The 16,686-nt window shown below is 68.4% G+C and carries 15 protein-coding genes and 1 tRNA gene; 7 read left to right on the top strand and 9 right to left on the bottom strand.

Annotation, left to right across the window (positions count from 1 at the left end; all coding sequences use genetic code 11):
* The first annotated feature begins 119 nt into the window (after positions 1–119).
* Together ACZ60J_RS13600 and ACZ60J_RS13595 are read left to right on the top strand one after the other, a co-directional pair.
* A complete protein-coding gene (locus tag ACZ60J_RS13600; RefSeq protein WP_469681613.1) occupies positions 120–1,520 on the top strand; it encodes a pyridoxal phosphate-dependent decarboxylase family protein in 1,401 nt (466 codons plus the stop codon).
* A complete protein-coding gene (locus ACZ60J_RS13595; RefSeq protein WP_469681612.1) occupies positions 1,517–2,926 on the top strand; it encodes a lysine N(6)-hydroxylase/L-ornithine N(5)-oxygenase family protein in 1,410 nt (469 codons plus the stop codon). Before ACZ60J_RS13600 ends, ACZ60J_RS13595 begins: the two co-directional genes overlap by 4 nt.
* 57 nt (positions 2,927–2,983) lie before the next feature.
* Here the strand turns inward: ACZ60J_RS13595 and ACZ60J_RS13590 are convergent, their stop codons facing one another.
* Complete coding sequence (locus tag ACZ60J_RS13590) at positions 2,984–4,795, bottom strand: bifunctional metallophosphatase/5'-nucleotidase (protein WP_469681610.1); 1,812 nt, start codon at positions 4,793–4,795, stop codon at positions 2,984–2,986.
* Between the two features lie 138 nt (positions 4,796–4,933).
* Between ACZ60J_RS13590 and ACZ60J_RS13585 the strand changes: the two genes are divergently transcribed.
* Both ACZ60J_RS13585 and pyk read left to right on the top strand, forming a co-directional pair.
* Positions 4,934–5,635, top strand: coding sequence for an SIMPL domain-containing protein (locus ACZ60J_RS13585; RefSeq protein WP_327252190.1), 702 nt, complete (start codon positions 4,934–4,936; stop codon positions 5,633–5,635).
* A gap of 159 nt (positions 5,636–5,794) precedes the next feature.
* On the top strand, positions 5,795–7,222 hold the full coding sequence (pyk, locus tag ACZ60J_RS13580; RefSeq protein WP_469681608.1) for a pyruvate kinase: 1,428 nt from the start codon (positions 5,795–5,797) through the stop codon (positions 7,220–7,222).
* Positions 7,223–7,247: 25 nt separating this feature from the next.
* On the opposite strand, the gene ACZ60J_RS13575 is transcribed toward pyk, so the two are convergent.
* Positions 7,248–7,820, bottom strand: a complete 573-nt coding sequence (locus tag ACZ60J_RS13575; RefSeq protein WP_469681606.1) for an RBBP9/YdeN family alpha/beta hydrolase — start codon at positions 7,818–7,820, stop codon at positions 7,248–7,250.
* Between the two features lie 87 nt (positions 7,821–7,907).
* Here ACZ60J_RS13575 and ACZ60J_RS13570 point away from each other — a divergent pair, with 87 nt between their 5' ends.
* Together ACZ60J_RS13570 and ACZ60J_RS13565 are read left to right on the top strand one after the other, a co-directional pair.
* Positions 7,908–8,537: a TetR/AcrR family transcriptional regulator gene (locus ACZ60J_RS13570; RefSeq protein WP_469681605.1), complete on the top strand. Its 630-nt coding sequence runs from the start codon at positions 7,908–7,910 to the stop codon at positions 8,535–8,537.
* Between the two features lie 34 nt (positions 8,538–8,571).
* On the top strand, positions 8,572–9,030 hold the full coding sequence (locus tag ACZ60J_RS13565; protein WP_469681603.1) for a MarR family transcriptional regulator: 459 nt from the start codon (positions 8,572–8,574) through the stop codon (positions 9,028–9,030).
* On the opposite strand, the gene ACZ60J_RS13560 is transcribed toward ACZ60J_RS13565, so the two are convergent.
* Both ACZ60J_RS13560 and ACZ60J_RS13555 read right to left on the bottom strand, forming a co-directional pair.
* On the bottom strand, positions 9,027–9,776 hold the full coding sequence (locus ACZ60J_RS13560; protein WP_469681602.1) for a helix-turn-helix domain-containing protein: 750 nt from the start codon (positions 9,774–9,776) through the stop codon (positions 9,027–9,029). The genes ACZ60J_RS13565 and ACZ60J_RS13560 overlap by 4 nt on opposite strands.
* A gap of 110 nt (positions 9,777–9,886) precedes the next feature.
* Positions 9,887–9,961: transfer RNA gene (locus ACZ60J_RS13555), tRNA-Leu, on the bottom strand.
* A gap of 75 nt (positions 9,962–10,036) precedes the next feature.
* On the opposite strand from ACZ60J_RS13555, the gene ACZ60J_RS13550 reads away from it, so the two are divergent.
* Positions 10,037–10,720, top strand: a complete 684-nt coding sequence (locus ACZ60J_RS13550; protein ID WP_327307288.1) for an ANTAR domain-containing response regulator — start codon at positions 10,037–10,039, stop codon at positions 10,718–10,720.
* An 82-nt stretch (positions 10,721–10,802) separates the two neighbouring features.
* Here the strand turns inward: ACZ60J_RS13550 and ACZ60J_RS13545 are convergent, their stop codons facing one another.
* The 5 genes from ACZ60J_RS13545 to ACZ60J_RS13525 all read right to left on the bottom strand — a co-directional run bounded on the left by ACZ60J_RS13545 (position 10,803) and on the right by ACZ60J_RS13525 (position 16,581).
* Positions 10,803–11,519 (bottom strand): ABC transporter ATP-binding protein, encoded by a 717-nt coding sequence (locus tag ACZ60J_RS13545; protein ID WP_469681601.1) that lies wholly within the window; start codon positions 11,517–11,519, stop codon positions 10,803–10,805.
* Complete coding sequence (locus tag ACZ60J_RS13540) at positions 11,516–12,436, bottom strand: ABC transporter ATP-binding protein (RefSeq protein ID WP_469681599.1); 921 nt, start codon at positions 12,434–12,436, stop codon at positions 11,516–11,518. Before ACZ60J_RS13540 ends, ACZ60J_RS13545 begins: the two co-directional genes overlap by 4 nt.
* Positions 12,437–12,439: 3 nt before the next feature.
* Positions 12,440–14,269 (bottom strand): branched-chain amino acid ABC transporter permease, encoded by a 1,830-nt coding sequence (locus ACZ60J_RS13535; protein WP_469681598.1) that lies wholly within the window; start codon positions 14,267–14,269, stop codon positions 12,440–12,442.
* Positions 14,269–15,198, bottom strand: a complete 930-nt coding sequence (locus ACZ60J_RS13530) for a branched-chain amino acid ABC transporter permease (protein WP_469681596.1) — start codon at positions 15,196–15,198, stop codon at positions 14,269–14,271. Before ACZ60J_RS13530 ends, ACZ60J_RS13535 begins: the two co-directional genes overlap by 1 nt.
* Before the next feature lie 150 nt (positions 15,199–15,348).
* On the bottom strand, positions 15,349–16,581 hold the full coding sequence (locus ACZ60J_RS13525; RefSeq protein WP_469681594.1) for a branched-chain amino acid ABC transporter substrate-binding protein: 1,233 nt from the start codon (positions 16,579–16,581) through the stop codon (positions 15,349–15,351).
* Positions 16,582–16,686 lie beyond the last annotated feature (105 nt).

Genomic DNA, 16,686 nt, shown 5'->3' with positions numbered 1-16,686 from the left:
AATCAACCACGCATAAACCCGGGCGGTTACCCCATTCGGGTCGGATCGTTGTACCCCCGGGTGCCCCACCCCAGCCGAGCGGCACACCGCCGCCGATCCGTACCCGTGAGGACAACCGCATGACAGCGCCCCCCGGCACAGGCAGACGCGGCACCGCCCCGCTCGCCGGCGGACCCCACGGCCCCGACGCCCTGCAACCACTCCTCGCCACCGTCCTCGACGCCCTGCGCACCGGAGCCCGCGCCCGCGGCGGACCACTCCCCGCCGGCGGACCCGACGCCGTCACCGCCCGCGTCACCACCGCACTCGGCGACCTGCTCCCCGACCACGGACACGGCGACGACGAAGCACTACGGACCCTCGTCCACACCCTCACCGCCGGCGCCGCCGACCCCGCCGACCCCCTCTGCGCAGCCCACCTGCACTGCCCGCCCCTCGCCGTCGCGGCCGCCGCCGACCTCGCCGCCAGCGCCCTCAACGCCTCCCTCGACTCCTGGGACCAGGCCCCCGCCGCCTCCGCCCTCGAAACCCTCCTCACCCGCACCCTCGCCGCGGAGTTCCACGACACCCCCCACCCCGACGCCGTCCTCACCACCGGCGGCACCGAAGCCAACCACCTCGCCCTCCTCCTCGCCCGCGAACGCCACGGCCCCCACCTCACCGTCCTGCACGGCGCCAACGCCCACCACTCCATCCCGCGCGCCGCCTGGCTCCTCGGCCTGCCACCCGCCCGCAGCCTCCCCACCCCCACCGGCACCCTCACCCCCGCCACCCTCGCCGAAGCCCTCGCCACCACCACCGGACCCGTCCTCGTCACCGCCACCGCCGGCACCACCGACGCCGGCCTCATCGACCCCCTCGACGCCCTCGCCGACCTCTGCGACCACCACGGCGCCGACCTCCACATCGACGCCGCCTACGGCGGCCTCCTCCACCTCAGCCCCCGCCACCGCCCCAAACTCACCGGCCTGCACCGCGCCCGGTCAATCACCCTCGACCTACACAAACTCGGCTGGCAACCCATCGCCGCCGGACTCCTCACCGTCCCCGACACCACCCTCCTCGCCCCCCTCACCCACCAGGCCGACTACCTCAACGCCCCCGACGACACCCGAGCCGGCCTGCCCGACCTCCTCGGCCGCTCCCTGCGCACCACCCGCCGCGCAGACGCCCTCAAGATCGCCGCCACCCTGCGCTCCCTCGGCCGAGACGGCCTCACCCACCTCATCGACCGCACCTGCGCACGCGCCGACCAGCTCGCCCGACTCCTCGAAGCCCACCCCGCCTTCGAACTCCACGCGGCGCCCACCATCAGCACCGTCCTGTTCCGGCCCACCCACGCCGACGACACCGCACTCGCCACCCTCCGCCGCACCCTCCTCCAGAGCGGCACCGCCGTACTGGGCCGGGCCACCGCCGACGGCCGCCTCTGGCTCAAGGCCACCCTGCTCAACCCCCACACCACGGCGGGGGACCTGGACGCCCTCGTGAACCTCCTGGAAGGCAGCACCCACCGATGACCGCCCAGCTCGATGCACCCCACGACCTCGTCGGAATCGGCATCGGCCCCTTCAACCTCTCCCTCGCCGCACTCGCCCACGGCCTGCCCCAGCAAGGCGCCGCAGAACTCGCCACCGCCTTCTACGACCAACGCCGCGACTTCCGCTGGCACCCCGGACTCCTCATCGACGGAGCCACCCTCCAAGTCCCCTTCCTCGCCGACCTCGTCACCCTCGCCGACCCCACCAGCCCCTGGTCGTTCCTCAGCTACCTCAAGCACAAGGAACGCCTCTTCCCCTTCTACTTCGCCGAGAACTTCCACATCCAGCGCGCCGAATACGACGCCTACTGCCGCTGGGTCGCCGGCCGCATCCCCGGACTCCACTTCGGCCACCAGGTCGACGCCGTCCGCTGGAACCCCGAACGCGACCTCTTCGAAGTCGACTTCACCCAACTCGACACCGACGGAGAAGCCGAAGCCCTCGGCCGCACCTACACCCGCAACCTCGCCCTCGGCATCGGCACCGCCCCCTACGTCCCCGAACCGCTGCGCCCCCTCGCCGAAGCCCCCACCGTCCCGGTGATCCACTCCTCCGAGTACCTCGACAACCGGCAGCGCATCCTCGGCGCCGACCACGTCACCGTCATCGGATCAGGCCAGTCCGGAGCCGAGGTCTTCCTCGACCTGCTCCGCTCCCGCCCCGCCGGCCGCGAACGCCTCACCTGGCTCGCCCGCACCCCCTCCTTCGCCCCCATGGAGTACTCCAAGCTCGGCCTGGAACACTTCACCCCCGACTACACCCGCTACTTCCACTCCCTCCCCGAACCGGTCCGCGACCGCCTCGTCCCCGCCCAGTGGCAACTCCACAAGGGCATCGACGCCGCCACCATCGCCGCCATCCACGAGGAGCTCTACCGCCGCACCCTCGACGGAGGCTGGCCCGACGCCGTCCTCACCCCCGGAGTCAGCGTCCGCACCGCGGGCCGCGTCGCCACCACCAAGGTCGAACTCCACCTCGAACACGGGGAGCAGGGCAGCCGCTCACGCCTCACCACCGACGCCGTCGTCCTCGCCACCGGCTACCGCGAACGCCCCCTCAGCCGCCTCCTCGCCGGACTCGACCCCTACCTGCGCAAGGACTCCTCCGGCCGCCCCCGCATCGACGACCGCTACCGGATGATCACCGACCCGGCCGTCACCGGCAGCATCTTCGTCCAGAACGGCGAACGCCACACCCACGGCGTCGGAGCCCCCGACCTCGGCCTCGCCGCCTGGCGCAGCGCCGCCATCCTGAACACCCTCACGGGCAAGGAGCCCTACCCCCAGCCCACCCGCACCGCCTTCACCACCTTCGGCCTCGAACAGCGGGAGCACACCCGGCCCCGACCCGCCGGCGAACTGCTCCCACTGGTCGAGTACCCGTAAGGAGAAACGTTCAGAAGACCGCCGTCCCAGGCACCGCCGCCTTGGAAGGCCGCCGCCTTAGAAGACCGGTGCCCCGGCTCGGGTCAGCCGCCAGTCCACGGACGCGAACTGCGCCGGGTCCACCGTCCCCTTCGCCTTCACCCACTGGATGATCGTGTTGCGTATCTCATCCGAGTTCGCCCACAACTGCTTGCACTGCGGAACGTGCGGGAAATTGCCCCCGCCCGAAGCCCGGTAGTTGTTCACCGCCAGCACGAACTGCGCCGCCGGATCCACCGGCTTCCCCTGGAACGACAGCCCCGAAATCCGCGAACCCACCGGCTCGGAGACGTCGATGTCGTACACCAGCCCGTACACGGCGTCGTAGTTGTAGTCCGGCGTACCCTCCGCGTTCGTCAGCTTCGCCGGATCCACCACCTCACCGGGAGCCGTCCGCACGTAGTACCTCGCCGAATACTCCAGATAGTCCTTGATCTGCGCACCCGTCAGCAGCCGCGCCTCCAGCGTGTTCTCGAACGGATACAGACCCGCCGCATCCCTGATCGTCACCTGCCCGGCCGGAATCGCCGCCGTCCGCGAGAAACAGGAAGCCTGCGACAGCACCGGCAGCGCACCCCACTCCGTACCCGCCAGCGCACCCTTCACCGTCTCCGCCTGCACGTGGTTGATCAGATCGATGATCGCCACGTCCTTGACCGGCCCGTCCGCCGAAGACATCGCCTGCGTCGACGTACCGATCACCTGGTTCACGTACGCCACGACCTTGCGGTGCTCGTCCGACAGCAGTCCCACGATCTTCGGATCCTCCACCGCCTCATTCGAATTCAGCACCCGCGCCGACACCTTCGACACCGACCAGGAGCCCTTCGCCCACGTCAGCTCGAAGTCGAACAGCGTCAGCCGCTGCCCCCACTTCAACGGCTCGGACAACACCACGTCCTTGCCCGTCGCCTTGTTCTTCACCCGGTACTCCGGGATCTCCGTATGCGCGTGCCCCACCAGGATCGCGTCGATCCCCGGCACCTGCTCCGCCACCAGACCCGCCGCGTTCTCGATGTACGGCAACTGGTCCCCGTAGCTCGACGTACCGCTCGAACCCGAATGCGCCGACACGATCACCACGTCCGCACCCAGCGACCGCAGCCGCGGCACGTACTTCGCGGCCTGCTCCTCAAGACCCGGGAACGTCATCTTCCCCTGCACGTTCGCCTTGTCCCAGATCGCGATCCCCGGATTCGTCAGACCCAGCACCGCCACCTTCACATCACGCCCGTGCGGAGTGCGCAGCCGGTGCATGCTGTACGGCGGGAACGCCGGCCGCAGCGTCTTCGCATCCAGCGCGTTCGCCCCCAGCAACGGGAAGTCGCACTGCTCCTCGAACTTCCGCAGCACCGGAATGCCGTAATTGAACTCGTGGTTCCCCAGCGCCGCCGCGTCATACCCGATCGCGTTCATCGCCTGCGCCATCGGATGCACCGGACCGCGCCGCGCGGTGATCGGATCCACCTTCGCGTAGTAGTACGAAAGCTGCGTCCCCTGAATGGTGTCCCCGGCATCGATGAGCAGCGTGTTGCACCGGCCCTTCTCCGCCCGCACCTGGTTCACCAGCGTGGAGATCTTCGCCAGACCGACGTCGTTGTGCGCCTTGTCGTCGAACTCCTTGTCCGTGAAGTAGTCCCAGTTGAAGACGTTCCCGTGCAGGTCGGTCGTCCCCATCACCGTGAACGCGTACGTCTTCGCCCGCGCGGCCGAAGCCCCGCCGGCCACCGACTCGGCCGCGCCGGCCGGGGTGCTCGTGGCCCCCGCCAACGCCACAGCCGCACCCGTAGCAGCAGAAGTGCCCAGAAATGTCCTACGGTCGAACGCCATGCCATCTCCCCTTGTGAGGTGCGTGCATACACAAACAACGCGCGTAGATTCTGACCCAGCAGTAACAAGCCGCAACACCCCCACCAGGTTTCGATCCGATGACCACCCCCGTACGAGCAGCAGTGCGAGAGTGAATCCATGACCCAGGACGCATCGCACCAGCCCTACGGAACCCCCGAAGTCCCCCGCGTCGCAGTCCGCGGCGAAGCCACCCTCGAAGTCGACCCCGAGATCGCCCGCATCGGCATCACCGTCAGCGCCCGCGGCACCGACCGGCGCACCGCCCTCGAAGACCTCACCCGCCGCAACAACGCCGTCCTCGACCTCGTCAAAAGCTACGGCGACCCCGTCGAGAAACTCGAAACCGGCGCCTTCTCCATCACCCCCGAACTCACCCGCCACGGCCGCGGCGAACGCATCCGCGCCTACCACGGACGCGTCCACCTCACCGCCGAACTCAACGACTTCACCACCCTGGGTGAACTCACCACCCGCCTCGCCGACCTCGAACTCACCCAGGTCGACGGACCCTGGTGGGCCCTGCGCCCCACCTCACCCGCCCACGGAGAAGCCCGCCGCCAAGCCGTACTCGAAGCCGTCCAGCGCGCCCGCGAATACGCCGCCGCCCTCGGAGCCGACCTCGCCGCCCTCGTCGAACTCGCCGACCTCGGAGCCGAAAACGCCCCCGCCCCCTTCCAGGCAGCCGGCGCCGGCATGCGCACCATGGCCTTCAGTGCCGCCGAAGACGCAGGCGCCCCCGCCCTCGACCTCGAACCCCAGCGCCAGACCGTCTACGCGCAGGTGAACGCACGCTTCACCATGACCCCTCCCCAGCTCTGACCCCGACACCTCAGAACCTCGAAAACCGGCGCCCCGGGGGTGCTCATCAGAGCACCCCCATGCACATTCAACAATTGTCAACAAGCTTTTGCTCAAAGGTTGTTGAGCGGACACCCGGAACCAATTTCCTACTCCCTGGTAGGGGCATACGCTCGCCTCATGCGCCGAGCGAAAATCGTATGTACCCTGGGCCCCGCCACCGACTCATACGACCAGATCAAAGCCCTGGTCGAAGCCGGAATGGACATCGCCCGCTTCAACCTCAGCCACGGCACCTACGCCGAACACGAGGACCGCTACCAGCGCGTCCGCAAGGCTGCCGACGAAACCGGCCGCAGCGTCGGCATCCTCGCGGACCTTCAAGGCCCGAAGATCCGCCTGGGCCGCTTCGCCGAAGGCCCCGTACTCCTTGAACGCGGCGACGAATTCACCATCACCGTCGAAGACCACGAAGGCGACCGCCACACCTGCGGCACCACCTACAAGGGCCTCGCCGCCGACGTCACCACCGGCGAACGCATCCTCGTAGACGACGGCCGCGTCACCCTCGAAGTCACCGCCGTCGACGGCCCCCGCGTCCACACCCGCGTCATCGAAGGCGGCATGGTCTCCGACAACAAGGGACTCAACCTCCCCGGCGTCGCAGTCTCCGTACCCGCCCTCTCCGAAAAAGACATCGAAGACCTCCGCTGGGCCCTGCGCATCGGCGCCGACATCATCGCCCTCTCCTTCGTCCGCAGCGGCAGCGACATCGAAGACGTCCACCGCATCATGGACGAAGAAGGCCGACGCCTCCCCGTCATCGCCAAGGTCGAAAAGCCCCAGGCGGTCGAGAACATCGACGACATCGTCGCCGCCTTCGACGGCATCATGGTCGCCCGCGGAGACCTCGGCGTCGAAATGCCCCTGGAACAGGTCCCCATCGTCCAGAAGCGAGCCATCAAGCTCGCCAAGCGCAACGCCAAGCCCGTCATCGTCGCCACCCAAATGCTCGACTCGATGATCGACAACTCCCGGCCCACCCGCGCCGAAGCCTCCGACGTCGCCAACGCCGTCATCGACGGTACCGACGCCGTCATGCTCTCGGGTGAAACCAGCGTCGGCAAATACGCCATCGAGACCGTCCGCACGATGTCCCGCATCGTCGAAGCCGCCGAGGAAGACATCCTCGCCAAGGGCCTCCCCCCGCTCACCGACCGCAACAAGCCCCGCACCCAAGGCGGCGCAGTCGCCCGCGCCGCCGCCGAAATGGGTGACTTCCTCGGCGCCAAGTTCCTCGTCGCCTTCACCCAGAGCGGAGACACCGTCCGCCGGCTCTCCCGCTACCGCTCGCCCATCCCCCTCCTCGCCTTCACCCCCGACCCCGCCACCCGCTCCCAGCTCAACCTCACCTGGGGCGTCGAAACCTTCCTCGGCCCCCACGTCGACTCCACCGACGCCATGGTCGACCAGGTCGAAGAAGAGCTCCTGCGCATCGGCCGCTGCGTCCCCGGCGACGTCGTCGTCATCACCGCCGGCTCACCCCCCGGCGTCAGCGGATCCACCAACCTCGTCCGCATCCACCACATCGGCGACGCAGTCCGCTGACACCGCCCGCAGGCAACTGCAGCGACTACAGCACCTCACGTATGAGACGCACCGCGTCGGGCAACACCAAACGGCTCTCACCCGTACTCGGGAAGTGCCCGCCCGACGCGGTCACCCGCGCCTCCGCACCCAGCTCCCGCACGAACCGCAACACGTGCTCACCCGTCGCCTCCCCGGTCACCGGGTCATCCGCCGCGTGCAGCACACGAAACTCCCGCGCAGCCTTCCGGATCCGCTGCCAGTCGAACTCCGGCGAGAAGAACGGCGCCAACGCGTCATACCCCACCTCGCCGGACATCGACGCCACGAACACCACCCCCGCGAACGCCCCCTCGGCCTCCGTGTCGTGCTCCTGCAGCAGCCGCAGCACATTCACCCCACCCAGGCTGTGACCCACCAGCACGGTCTCGCCTGCAGGCGCACCCTCCGTCGCCGCCTCCAGCTCCTTCAGCCACACACCGGCCTCCGGAGCGAACGGCTCGGGAAAGTTCGGAATCCGCACCTCGTGCCCCTCGGCCGCGAACTCCTCACCCGTCGCCGCATACCAGTGGTCCCCGGCGTCCATCCCGTACCCGTGCGCGATCACGATCCTGCTCATGGCCATGCCCCCCTGTATCCCTCGGTCGGCCCTTCAATCAAAACGCTACGCCGCGTTTTGATAAAAAGCTAGGGCTATCGTGGAGACGTGTCAATCACTCCTTCGAGTAACCCTGCGAGCAACCCGCCCCGCACCGGCGGCCGCCTCCGCAACGAAGACGCCCACCACTCCGTCCTCGAAGCCACCGCCGCACTCCTCGTCGAGAACGGCTACGGCGCCCTCACCATCGAAGGCGTCGCCAAGCGCGCCAACGTCGCCAAGAGCACCGTCTACCGCTGGTGGAAGTCCAAACCCGCCCTCGTCATGGACGCCTACGCCCACGAAACCGCCGCCCGCGTCCCCGAACCCGACACCGGCACCCTCACCGGCGACCTCACCGCCTTCGTCACCGACCTCTACCGCATCGGCGACGACCCCGTCCGCGCCAAAGCCCTCACCGGCCTCATGGCCGAAGCCCAGCTCGACCCCGCCTTCGCCGAACCCTTCCGTGCCTGGGTCGCCACCCGCCGCGAGATCGTCGCCACCCTGCTGACGAGGGCGGTCACCCGCGAGGAACTCCCCGCCGCCACGGACCTCGACCACGCCACCGACCTGGTCTTCGGCCCCTTCTGGTACCGCCTCCTCGTGGCCCACGCCCCCCTCGACCCCGCCGAGGCGGAAGCCCACGTGGCGACGATCCTGCACGGCCTGACGGGACACCGCACCAAGTCCCCTTGACCTCAAGCCGAGTTGAGGTCATAGGCTCATGGGCATGACGATCAAGGAATACTCCCAGGACCAGCTCGCGGCCCAGCCCATCGGCTACTGGGCCCGCGAGGCCGGCAAGCTCGCCATAGGCGGCATCCGGGCCGCACTCGCCGAGGAGAACCTCACCCAGCCCCACTGGTGGACCCTCAACCACGTCTCCGCCTCCCCGGCCCACTGGAAGCGCGCGGCCCTCACCGAGAAGCTCACCCCGTACGACGACCAGGACACCGACTTCGACGCGGTCTACGACGACCTCGCGGCGAGGGGCTGGCTCACGGAGACGGACGGGCTCCTGACCCTCACGGAACAGGGCGAAGCCGGCCGGCTCCGGGCGCGCGACCGCAACGCGGCGGTGCACGCACGGATGCGGGAGGGTGTGGACGAGGCGGCATACGCGGCGACCATCGACGGCCTGCGCCGCATCGTCGCCAACCTGGGCGGCAGCGGGGACCTGCCGGTCTAGTACTTCGGCCCGATGTGGGCGTCCATGAGCGCGACGGATGCCTTGCGGGCGATGGACACGTTGAAGGGGTCGCTGCCCCGGGCCAGGACCGTCCACTGGACGCCGACCTTGGCGAGGGTGTCCGTACAGAGCTTCCGGATGTCGTCGGACTTGTTCGTGAAGAAGTACCGGGGGTACTCGTAGCGCTTGCCGTTCCTCACGGTCCAGTTGGTGACCCGACACCCGTCGGAGTGGATCAGCCCCCGGACGAACTCCCACGGGTGGGCGTCCACGACGGCCTGCTGCCAGTCCTCGAGGGCGATGCGGCGCTCGTGCTTCATGCCGGGGCCGTGCTGCGGGAAGAGGCTGGTGAGGTGCTTCGAGTACACCTTGACGTCGTGGCAGCCGACCTTCCTCGCCCGGCACACCTGGTTGAACGGGAGCACGCGGCGTATCGCCTCCTCCGCAGCGTTCATGAGGCCCGGCCACTTGTTGTCACAGGTGATCCTCAGGCTCGGTACGCGCTGGCTCGCGGACTGGGCTATGTGGCCATCGCCGAGATAGAGACCGAGTAGATAGGAGTAGGCAGCCGTGTCGGCGGGGGGTGGGAGGAAGTCGGTCTGATGTTGCCGGGGCAGGGGTTCCACCCGGACCCGCCAGGAGCGGATCGAGGATCGGGAGACGCCGGTTTCCTTGCTGATGGAGCTCATGCTGCGCCCGTCGGCGAGCAGGCTCAGCGCGTGCATGCGCGTGGCCATGTCGTACATGCGGTCGACGCTGCGGCATGTGATGGATCGACGCGGCGGGATTTTGGGCGGCTTCGCCAGAAAGAGCGAAGGTCACGCAACATGTGCGTGACCATGGAATCGAAGTTATGTGCCCCAGGTGGGATTCGAACCCACACTGTCCGCTGTTTGAGAGCGGCCTCTCTAACCAGTTGGAGTACTGGGGCCTAAGAAACGAAGGCTCAGAGGAGCCCTGCGCGACACCACCTTACAGGAGGTAGGTAGGCTCAGGGGAGCTTGATATGCCCCGCAAAGAGGAGCCCTTCGTGACCGCCGAGCACGAGTCGACGCCCACGCCCGACGCCGACCAGTCGCACGTTCCGCCGCTGACGACGCGCGTCGTCATCGCCGAGGACGAGGCGCTCATCCGTCTCGACCTCAAGGAGATGCTGGAGGAAGAGGGGTATGCCGTCGTCGGTGAGGCCGGTGACGGGCAGACCGCCGTCGAGCTGGCTCGGGAGCACCGTCCCGACCTGGTGATTCTGGACGTGAAGATGCCCGTGCTCGACGGGATCTCCGCCGCCGAGAAGATCGCGGAGGAGTCCATCGCCCCCGTGCTGATGCTGACCGCGTTCTCGCAGCGCGACCTTGTCGAGCGGGCCCGGGACGCCGGTGCCATGGCGTACCTCGTGAAGCCCTTCAGCAAGAGCGACGTCGTCCCCGCCATCGAGATGGCCGTGTCCCGCTTCGCCGAGCTCCGTGCGCTGGAGAAGGAGGTCGCCGACCTTTCCCTCCGCCTGGAGACCCGCAAGCTCGTGGACCGCGCCAAGAGCATCCTGCAGACGCAGTACGGGCTCTCCGAGCCGGCCGCCTTCCGGTGGATCCAGAAGACCTCCATGGACCGCCGGATGTCCATGCAGCAGGTCGCCGAGGCCGTCATCGAGGACGCCGAGGAGAAGAAGGCCGCCGCGGGCAAGGGCGAGTAGCAGCCCCGTAGCGCAGAACGAGTGAGGCCCGCCTCCGGATCCAGGATCCGGAGGCGGGCCTCACTCGTGGGAGGGGAGGGGCTCAGTCCTCGCCGAGGTACGCCTTGCGGACGTCCTCGTTGACCAGGAGATCGCGGCCCGGGCCCGACAGGACGACCTTGCCGATCTCCATCACGTGGCCCTGGTCGGCCAGGGAGAGCGCCGCCTGGGCGTTCTGCTCGACCAGCAGGATGGTGGTGCCCTGTGCCTTGAGCTCGGCGATGGTCGCCATGATCTTCTGCATCATGATCGGCGAGAGGCCCATGGAGGGCTCGTCGAGCATCAGCAGCTTCGGGCGGGACATGAGCGCGCGGCCCATGGCGAGCATCTGCTGCTCGCCGCCCGAGAGGGTGCCGGCGGCCTGCTTGCGGCGCTCTCCCAGGATCGGGAAGAGGTCGTAGGCGCGCTGGACGTCCTTCTGGATGCCGTCCTTGTCCTTGCGGAGGAAGGCGCCCAGGAGGAGGTTGTCCTCGATGGTCATGCGCGGGAAGATGTGCCGCCCCTCGGGGGAGTGGGCGAGCCCGAGCGCGACGATGTCGTGCGCGGGGATCTTCTTGAGGGACTTGCCCTGGAACTTGATCTGGCCGCCGCGCGGCTTGATCAGGCCGGAGAGGGTGCGCAGGGTCGTCGTCTTGCCGGCGCCGTTGGTGCCGATGAGGGTGACGATCTGGCCGGGGTCGACGCTGAAGGAGATGCCCTTGACGGCTTCGATCTTGCCGTAGGCGACGCGGAGGTCCTCGACCTCCAGGAGTGCGGTCACCGGTCTTCTCCGTCCGTGCTGGTCGCGCTGGTCGTACGGTCCGTCGCCTCGCCGTGTGCGGCTTCGCTGTGTGCTTCGGCTGCTTCGACTTCGGCGAGTTCTTCGGCGCCGGGGGCGCCTTCGAAGGGTTCGCCGAGGTAGGCGGCGATGACGCGCTCGTCGCCCTGGACCTCGGCGGCGGTGCCTTCGATGAGCTTTTCGCCCTGGACGAGGCAGGCGACGCGGTCGCAGAGGTTGAAGATGAAGCGCATGTCGTGCTCGATGACGAGGACGGCGATGCCCTGGTCCCGGATGGCGAAGATGAGCTCTTCGGTGGTCCGGGTCTCCTGCGGGTTCATGCCGGCGGTGGGCTCGTCGAGGAGGATGAGTCCGGGGTCGCTGGCGAGCGCGCGGGCGATTTCGAGCTTGCGCTGCTCTCCGTAGGGGAGGTTGCGGGCGAGGTGTTCGGCCTTGTGGGCGAGGCCGATGAACTCGAGGAGTTCCAGGGCTCGCTCGCGGCTCGCTGCTTCTTCCCGCTTGAAGTTGGGGAGGCGCAGGAGGGAGGACCAGAGGCCGACCTTGGTGCGGGTGTGGCGGCCGACGAGGACGTTTTCCAGGACCGTCATGTTGTTGAAGAGACGGATGTTCTGGAAGGTGCGGGCGATGCCGGCCGCGGTGACCTTGAACGACTTGGGGGGCAGGACCGTGCCCTTGTACCGGACTTCGCCCTCGGTGGGGATGTAGAGGCCGGTGAGGCAGTTGAAGAAGGTGGTCTTGCCGGCGCCGTTGGGGCCGATGAGGCCGACGATCTCGCCGCTGCGCACGGTGAGGTCGACGTTCTTGACGGCGGTGAGGCCGCCGAAGCGCATCGTGACGCCGCGTGCGTCGAGGACGGTCTCCGCCGTGGTGGCGGGGGTTTCGGTGGTGGTGGTCGTCATGGGTCAGACCCCTGCCTTGCCGAGGCCCGTGGGCGCTTCCATGTCTTTGTGGAGTTCGAGCTGGTTGCGCTTGTTGGGGATGAGTCCTTCAGGGCGCAGTCGCATCAGGACGATGAGGGCGACGCCGAAGGCGAGGAGCTGGTACTCGCCCAGGAACTGGAGCTTGTTGGGGAGCAGGAAGAGGAGGGATCCGCCGACGAGGGGGCCGGAGATGGTTCCCATGCCGCCGAGGACGACCGCGGCGAGGAGGAAGGCGGAGTTCGGGGGTACGGCGTTGGCGAAGACGTACTGGTCCGGGGTGACGGTGTAGTTCACGTGGGCCTGTACGGCGCCTGCGAGTCCGGCGAGGGTGGCGCCGAGGGCGAAGGCGATGAGCTTGACGCGGAAGCCGTTGATGCCCATGGCTTCGGCGGCGGTTTCGTCTTCGCGGATGGCGACCCAGGCGCGGCCGATGCGGGATTCGGAGCTTCGTCGGAAGACCATGACCACGATGAGGGTGATCAGGAGCATCAGGAAGAAGTAGTTGGCGAAGCGTCCGATGGTGAAGCCGGCGATGGTGTGGGGGGCGCCGAAGTCGAATCCGAAGAGGTCGACGTTGGGGATGTTGGCGATGCCGTTGGGGCCGTTGGTGACGTCGGGGCCGGAGACGCCGTCGAGGTTGTTCATGGAGATGCGGAAGATCTCACCGAAGCCGAGCGTCACGATGGCGAGGTAGTCGCCGCGCAGTCGCAGGGTGGGTGCGCCGATGAGGACGCCGAAGATCATGGAGGCGGCGGCGCCGATGAGGATGGCGGCCCAGAAGGGGAGCTGTACTCCGAAGGGGGAGTTGGGGCTGCCGGAGACCAGGGCCGCGGTGTAGGCGCCGACGCCGAGGAAGGCGACGTAGCCGAGGTCGAGGAGGCCGGTGAGGCCGACGACGATGTTCAGGCCGAGGGCGACGGTGGCGAAGATGAGGATGTTGACGCCGAGGGTGGCGTACTGGTCGTCGCTCTGGGTGAAGGGGAAGGCGGCCGCTGCGGCGAAGGCGCCGACGAGGGCGACGTTGCGGTGGCGGGCGGTGAGGGTGGTGATGCGTGCCATCAGGCCGGCCTTGTTGAGGGCGGCGGCGCCGAAGGCGGCGGTGATCAGGAAGCCGATGAAGAGTTCCTGGTACGGGGTGGTGATGCCGTACGTGAAGACGCCGAGGCCGACGGCGAGGACGGCGGCGATGATCAGGATCTCGGTCCAGGCGGGGAGCGCGCGGGCGGGCCGGGTCGGGCCGGAGGTGAAGGCGGCCTTGGTGGTGGTGACCTTGTTGTGCGCGTTGTGCTTGAACTGTTCCCAGCTGCTGTCGTCGGGGTCGGGGCCTTCGAGGAGGGGTCGTTCGAAGGGGAGCGCGAGGGCGCCGACGAGGGCGAGGAGGGAGAAGAGGAGGGCGATGCCGGCGCCGGGTTCGAGGTCGACGATCACGCCGTTGAGGCTGATGATCGCGAAGACCGTGTACGCGGTGGTGACGAACGCGGCGAGGGCCGAGAGCTTGATGGCGGCGTCGGCGCCTGCGGGGGTGAGCCAGCTCAGGCCCTTGATCCCGTAGGAGGAGAGGCCGAAGAGGGTGGTGAGGAGGCCGCCGACGAGGACGAGCCACTGGAGTCCGCCGGGGTATCCGTAGACGGTGAGGTCGCCGGGGAAGGCGGAGGTCCAGGTCCAGGAGAGGAAGCAGGAGACGATGGTGAGGGCGCCGCCTGCGGTGGCGAGGGCGCGGCCGGTCTTCTCCGGGAGGGGGATGAAGCCCTTGGGTGCCGTGGTGGCTGCGTTCATGGTCGTGGTGTCCGTGGTGGTGGTCGTCATGGTCATCACGCCCTGTCCGCGACGCGCTCGCCCAGCAGGCCTTGGGGCCTGAAGAGGAGGACGAGGATGAGGAGGACGAACGCCCAGGTGTTGCCCCAGGTCTGTCCGCCGAGCTGTTCGAAGCCGGGGATGTCGGCGACGTAGGCGGTGGTGAGGGTTTCGGCGAGGCCGAGGACGAGTCCGCCGATCATGGCGCCGTAGATGTTGCCGATGCCGCCGAGGACTGCGGCCGTGAAGGCCTTGAGTCCGAGGAGGAAGCCCATCTTGAAGTTGACTTCGCCGTACTTGAGGCCGTAGGCGACGGCTCCGATGGCGGCGAAGGCGGCGCCGAGGGCGAAGGCGACCGTGATGATGCGGTCGGTGTTGATGCCCATGAGCTTGGCGGTGTCGGGGTCCTGCGAGGTGGCCTGCATGCCGCGGCCGGTGCGGGTCTTCTTGACGAAGAAGCCGAGGATGGCCATGGAGATGGGGGCGGCGAGCAGGAGGAAGATGTCACCGGTCTGGATGGTGATGCTGCCGATGTGGAAGGGGCCGCCGGGGATCTCGGGGAAGACGACCTTGGACTTCGCGCCGGGGTACCAGGCCCATACCGCCTGCTGGAGGGCGAGGGAGAGGCCGATGGCGGTGATGAGCGGGGCGAGGCGGGGTGCGGTGCGCAGGGGGCGGTAGGCGAATCGTTCGGCGCCGACGGCTATGAGGGTGGCGACGATGATCGCGCCTATGAGCATGAGGGGGAGGGCGACCCACATCGTGGTGCCCCCGGGGAGCATGGTCCAGACGGTGAGGGCCCCGAATCCGCCGGTCATGAAGATCTCGCCATGGGCGAAGTTGATGAGCTGGACGATGCCGTAGACCATCGTGTAGCCAATGGCGACGAGCCCGTACATGGATCCCAGTAGCAGGCCGTTGACCAGCTGTTGCGGCAGTTCGTGCACCGCAGGTCCTCCGAGTCTTTCGACGGATGTGACACCGCGCGGGGCGCTTTTTGTGCGCGCCCCGCGCGGCGGGTGTGGCTGTTGTGGGGTGGTGCTCCGGGGGCCGGCCGTTCGAGCGGACTACCGGCTACCGGTGGGTGCTGGTGGTGGTCAGCCGCCGAGGGTGCCGGACTCGACGGACTTCCACTCGGTGCCCTCGACCTTGTAGACGGTGAGCTGCTTGTTGGTGGCGTCGCCGAACTCGTCGAAGGAGACCTTGCCGGTCACGCCGTCGAAGGAGACGCCCTGGACTGCGGCGAGGACCTTGGCGCGGGCGTCGGCGGGGAGCTTGCCGTTGTTGGCGTCGACGGTGGCCTTGACGGCCTCGATGATCGCCCAGGCGGAGTCGTAGGAGTAGCCGCCGTACGCGGCGAAGGGCTCCTTGTATCCGGCCTTGGTGTAGTTGGCGACGAAGTCCTTGGCGGAGGCCAGGCTCTCGACCGGGGCGCCGACCGAGGTGGCGAGGTCGCCCGCGGCGCCGGCGCCGGCGAGCTCGACGTACTTCTTGTCGTAGATGCCGTCACCGCCGACGAGCGGGATGGTGGCGCCGGAGGCCTTGATCTGCTTGCTGAGCGGGCCGGCCGCGGGGTACTCGCCGCCGTAGTAGACGACGTCGGCGCCGGAGTTCTTGACCTGGGTGACGATGGCGCCGAAGTCGGTGCTCTCGGGGTCGATGTGGCCTTCGCCGACGACCTGGCCGCCGAGCTTGGTGAACTCGCCCTTGAAGGTGCCGGCGAGGCCCGCGCCGTAGGTCTTCTTGTCGTCGATCAGGAAGACCTTCTTCTTGCCCGCCTTGTTGAAGAGGTACTGCGCCGCGAACGGGCCCTGGATGGCGTCCGTGGTGGCGGTGCGGAAGTAGCTCTTGTAGGTGCGGACCTTCTCGCCGGTGGCCCACTTGGGTCCCTGGGAGAGGGAGGGGCTGGTGTTGGCGGGGGAGATCTGGACGAGCTTGGCGTCGTCGAAGACCTTCTGCATGGACTCCGAGACGGAGGAGTTCAGGGGGCCGACGACGCCGAGGACGTCCTTGTCGGCGGTGAGCTTGGTGGCGTTCTGCTGGCCGGAGGAGGCCTGTGCCTGGTCGTCCAGGGCCTGGATCTTGAAGGTGACGCCCTTGACGTACTTCTTCTCGTTGGCCTGCTTGGCGGCGAGGTCGGCGGAGTTCTTGATGCCGAGGCCGAGGGCCGAGAGGTCGCCGGTGAGGGGAGCGTCGACGCCGATGACGACCGTGGTGTCGCCGCCGGTGTCGGCGGATCCGCCCTTGTCGTCACGCGAGCCACAGGCGGTGAGAGTAAGGGCACCCGCGGCGAGAGCGGCGGTGACGGCAATGAGAGAACGCTGACGCACGATCAGTCCTTTCCTGGCACTGCGTCCCCCGTGGGACGCACCGTGTCGAACGCGGGGAACCGAACTGAAGTGAATCCGGCTGGTCGCGGTGACTGGCCGTGACTC

Source organism: Streptomyces sp. NPDC104226 (assembly GCF_055584085.1).
This window is presented reverse-complemented; position numbering and strand designations above follow the sequence as displayed.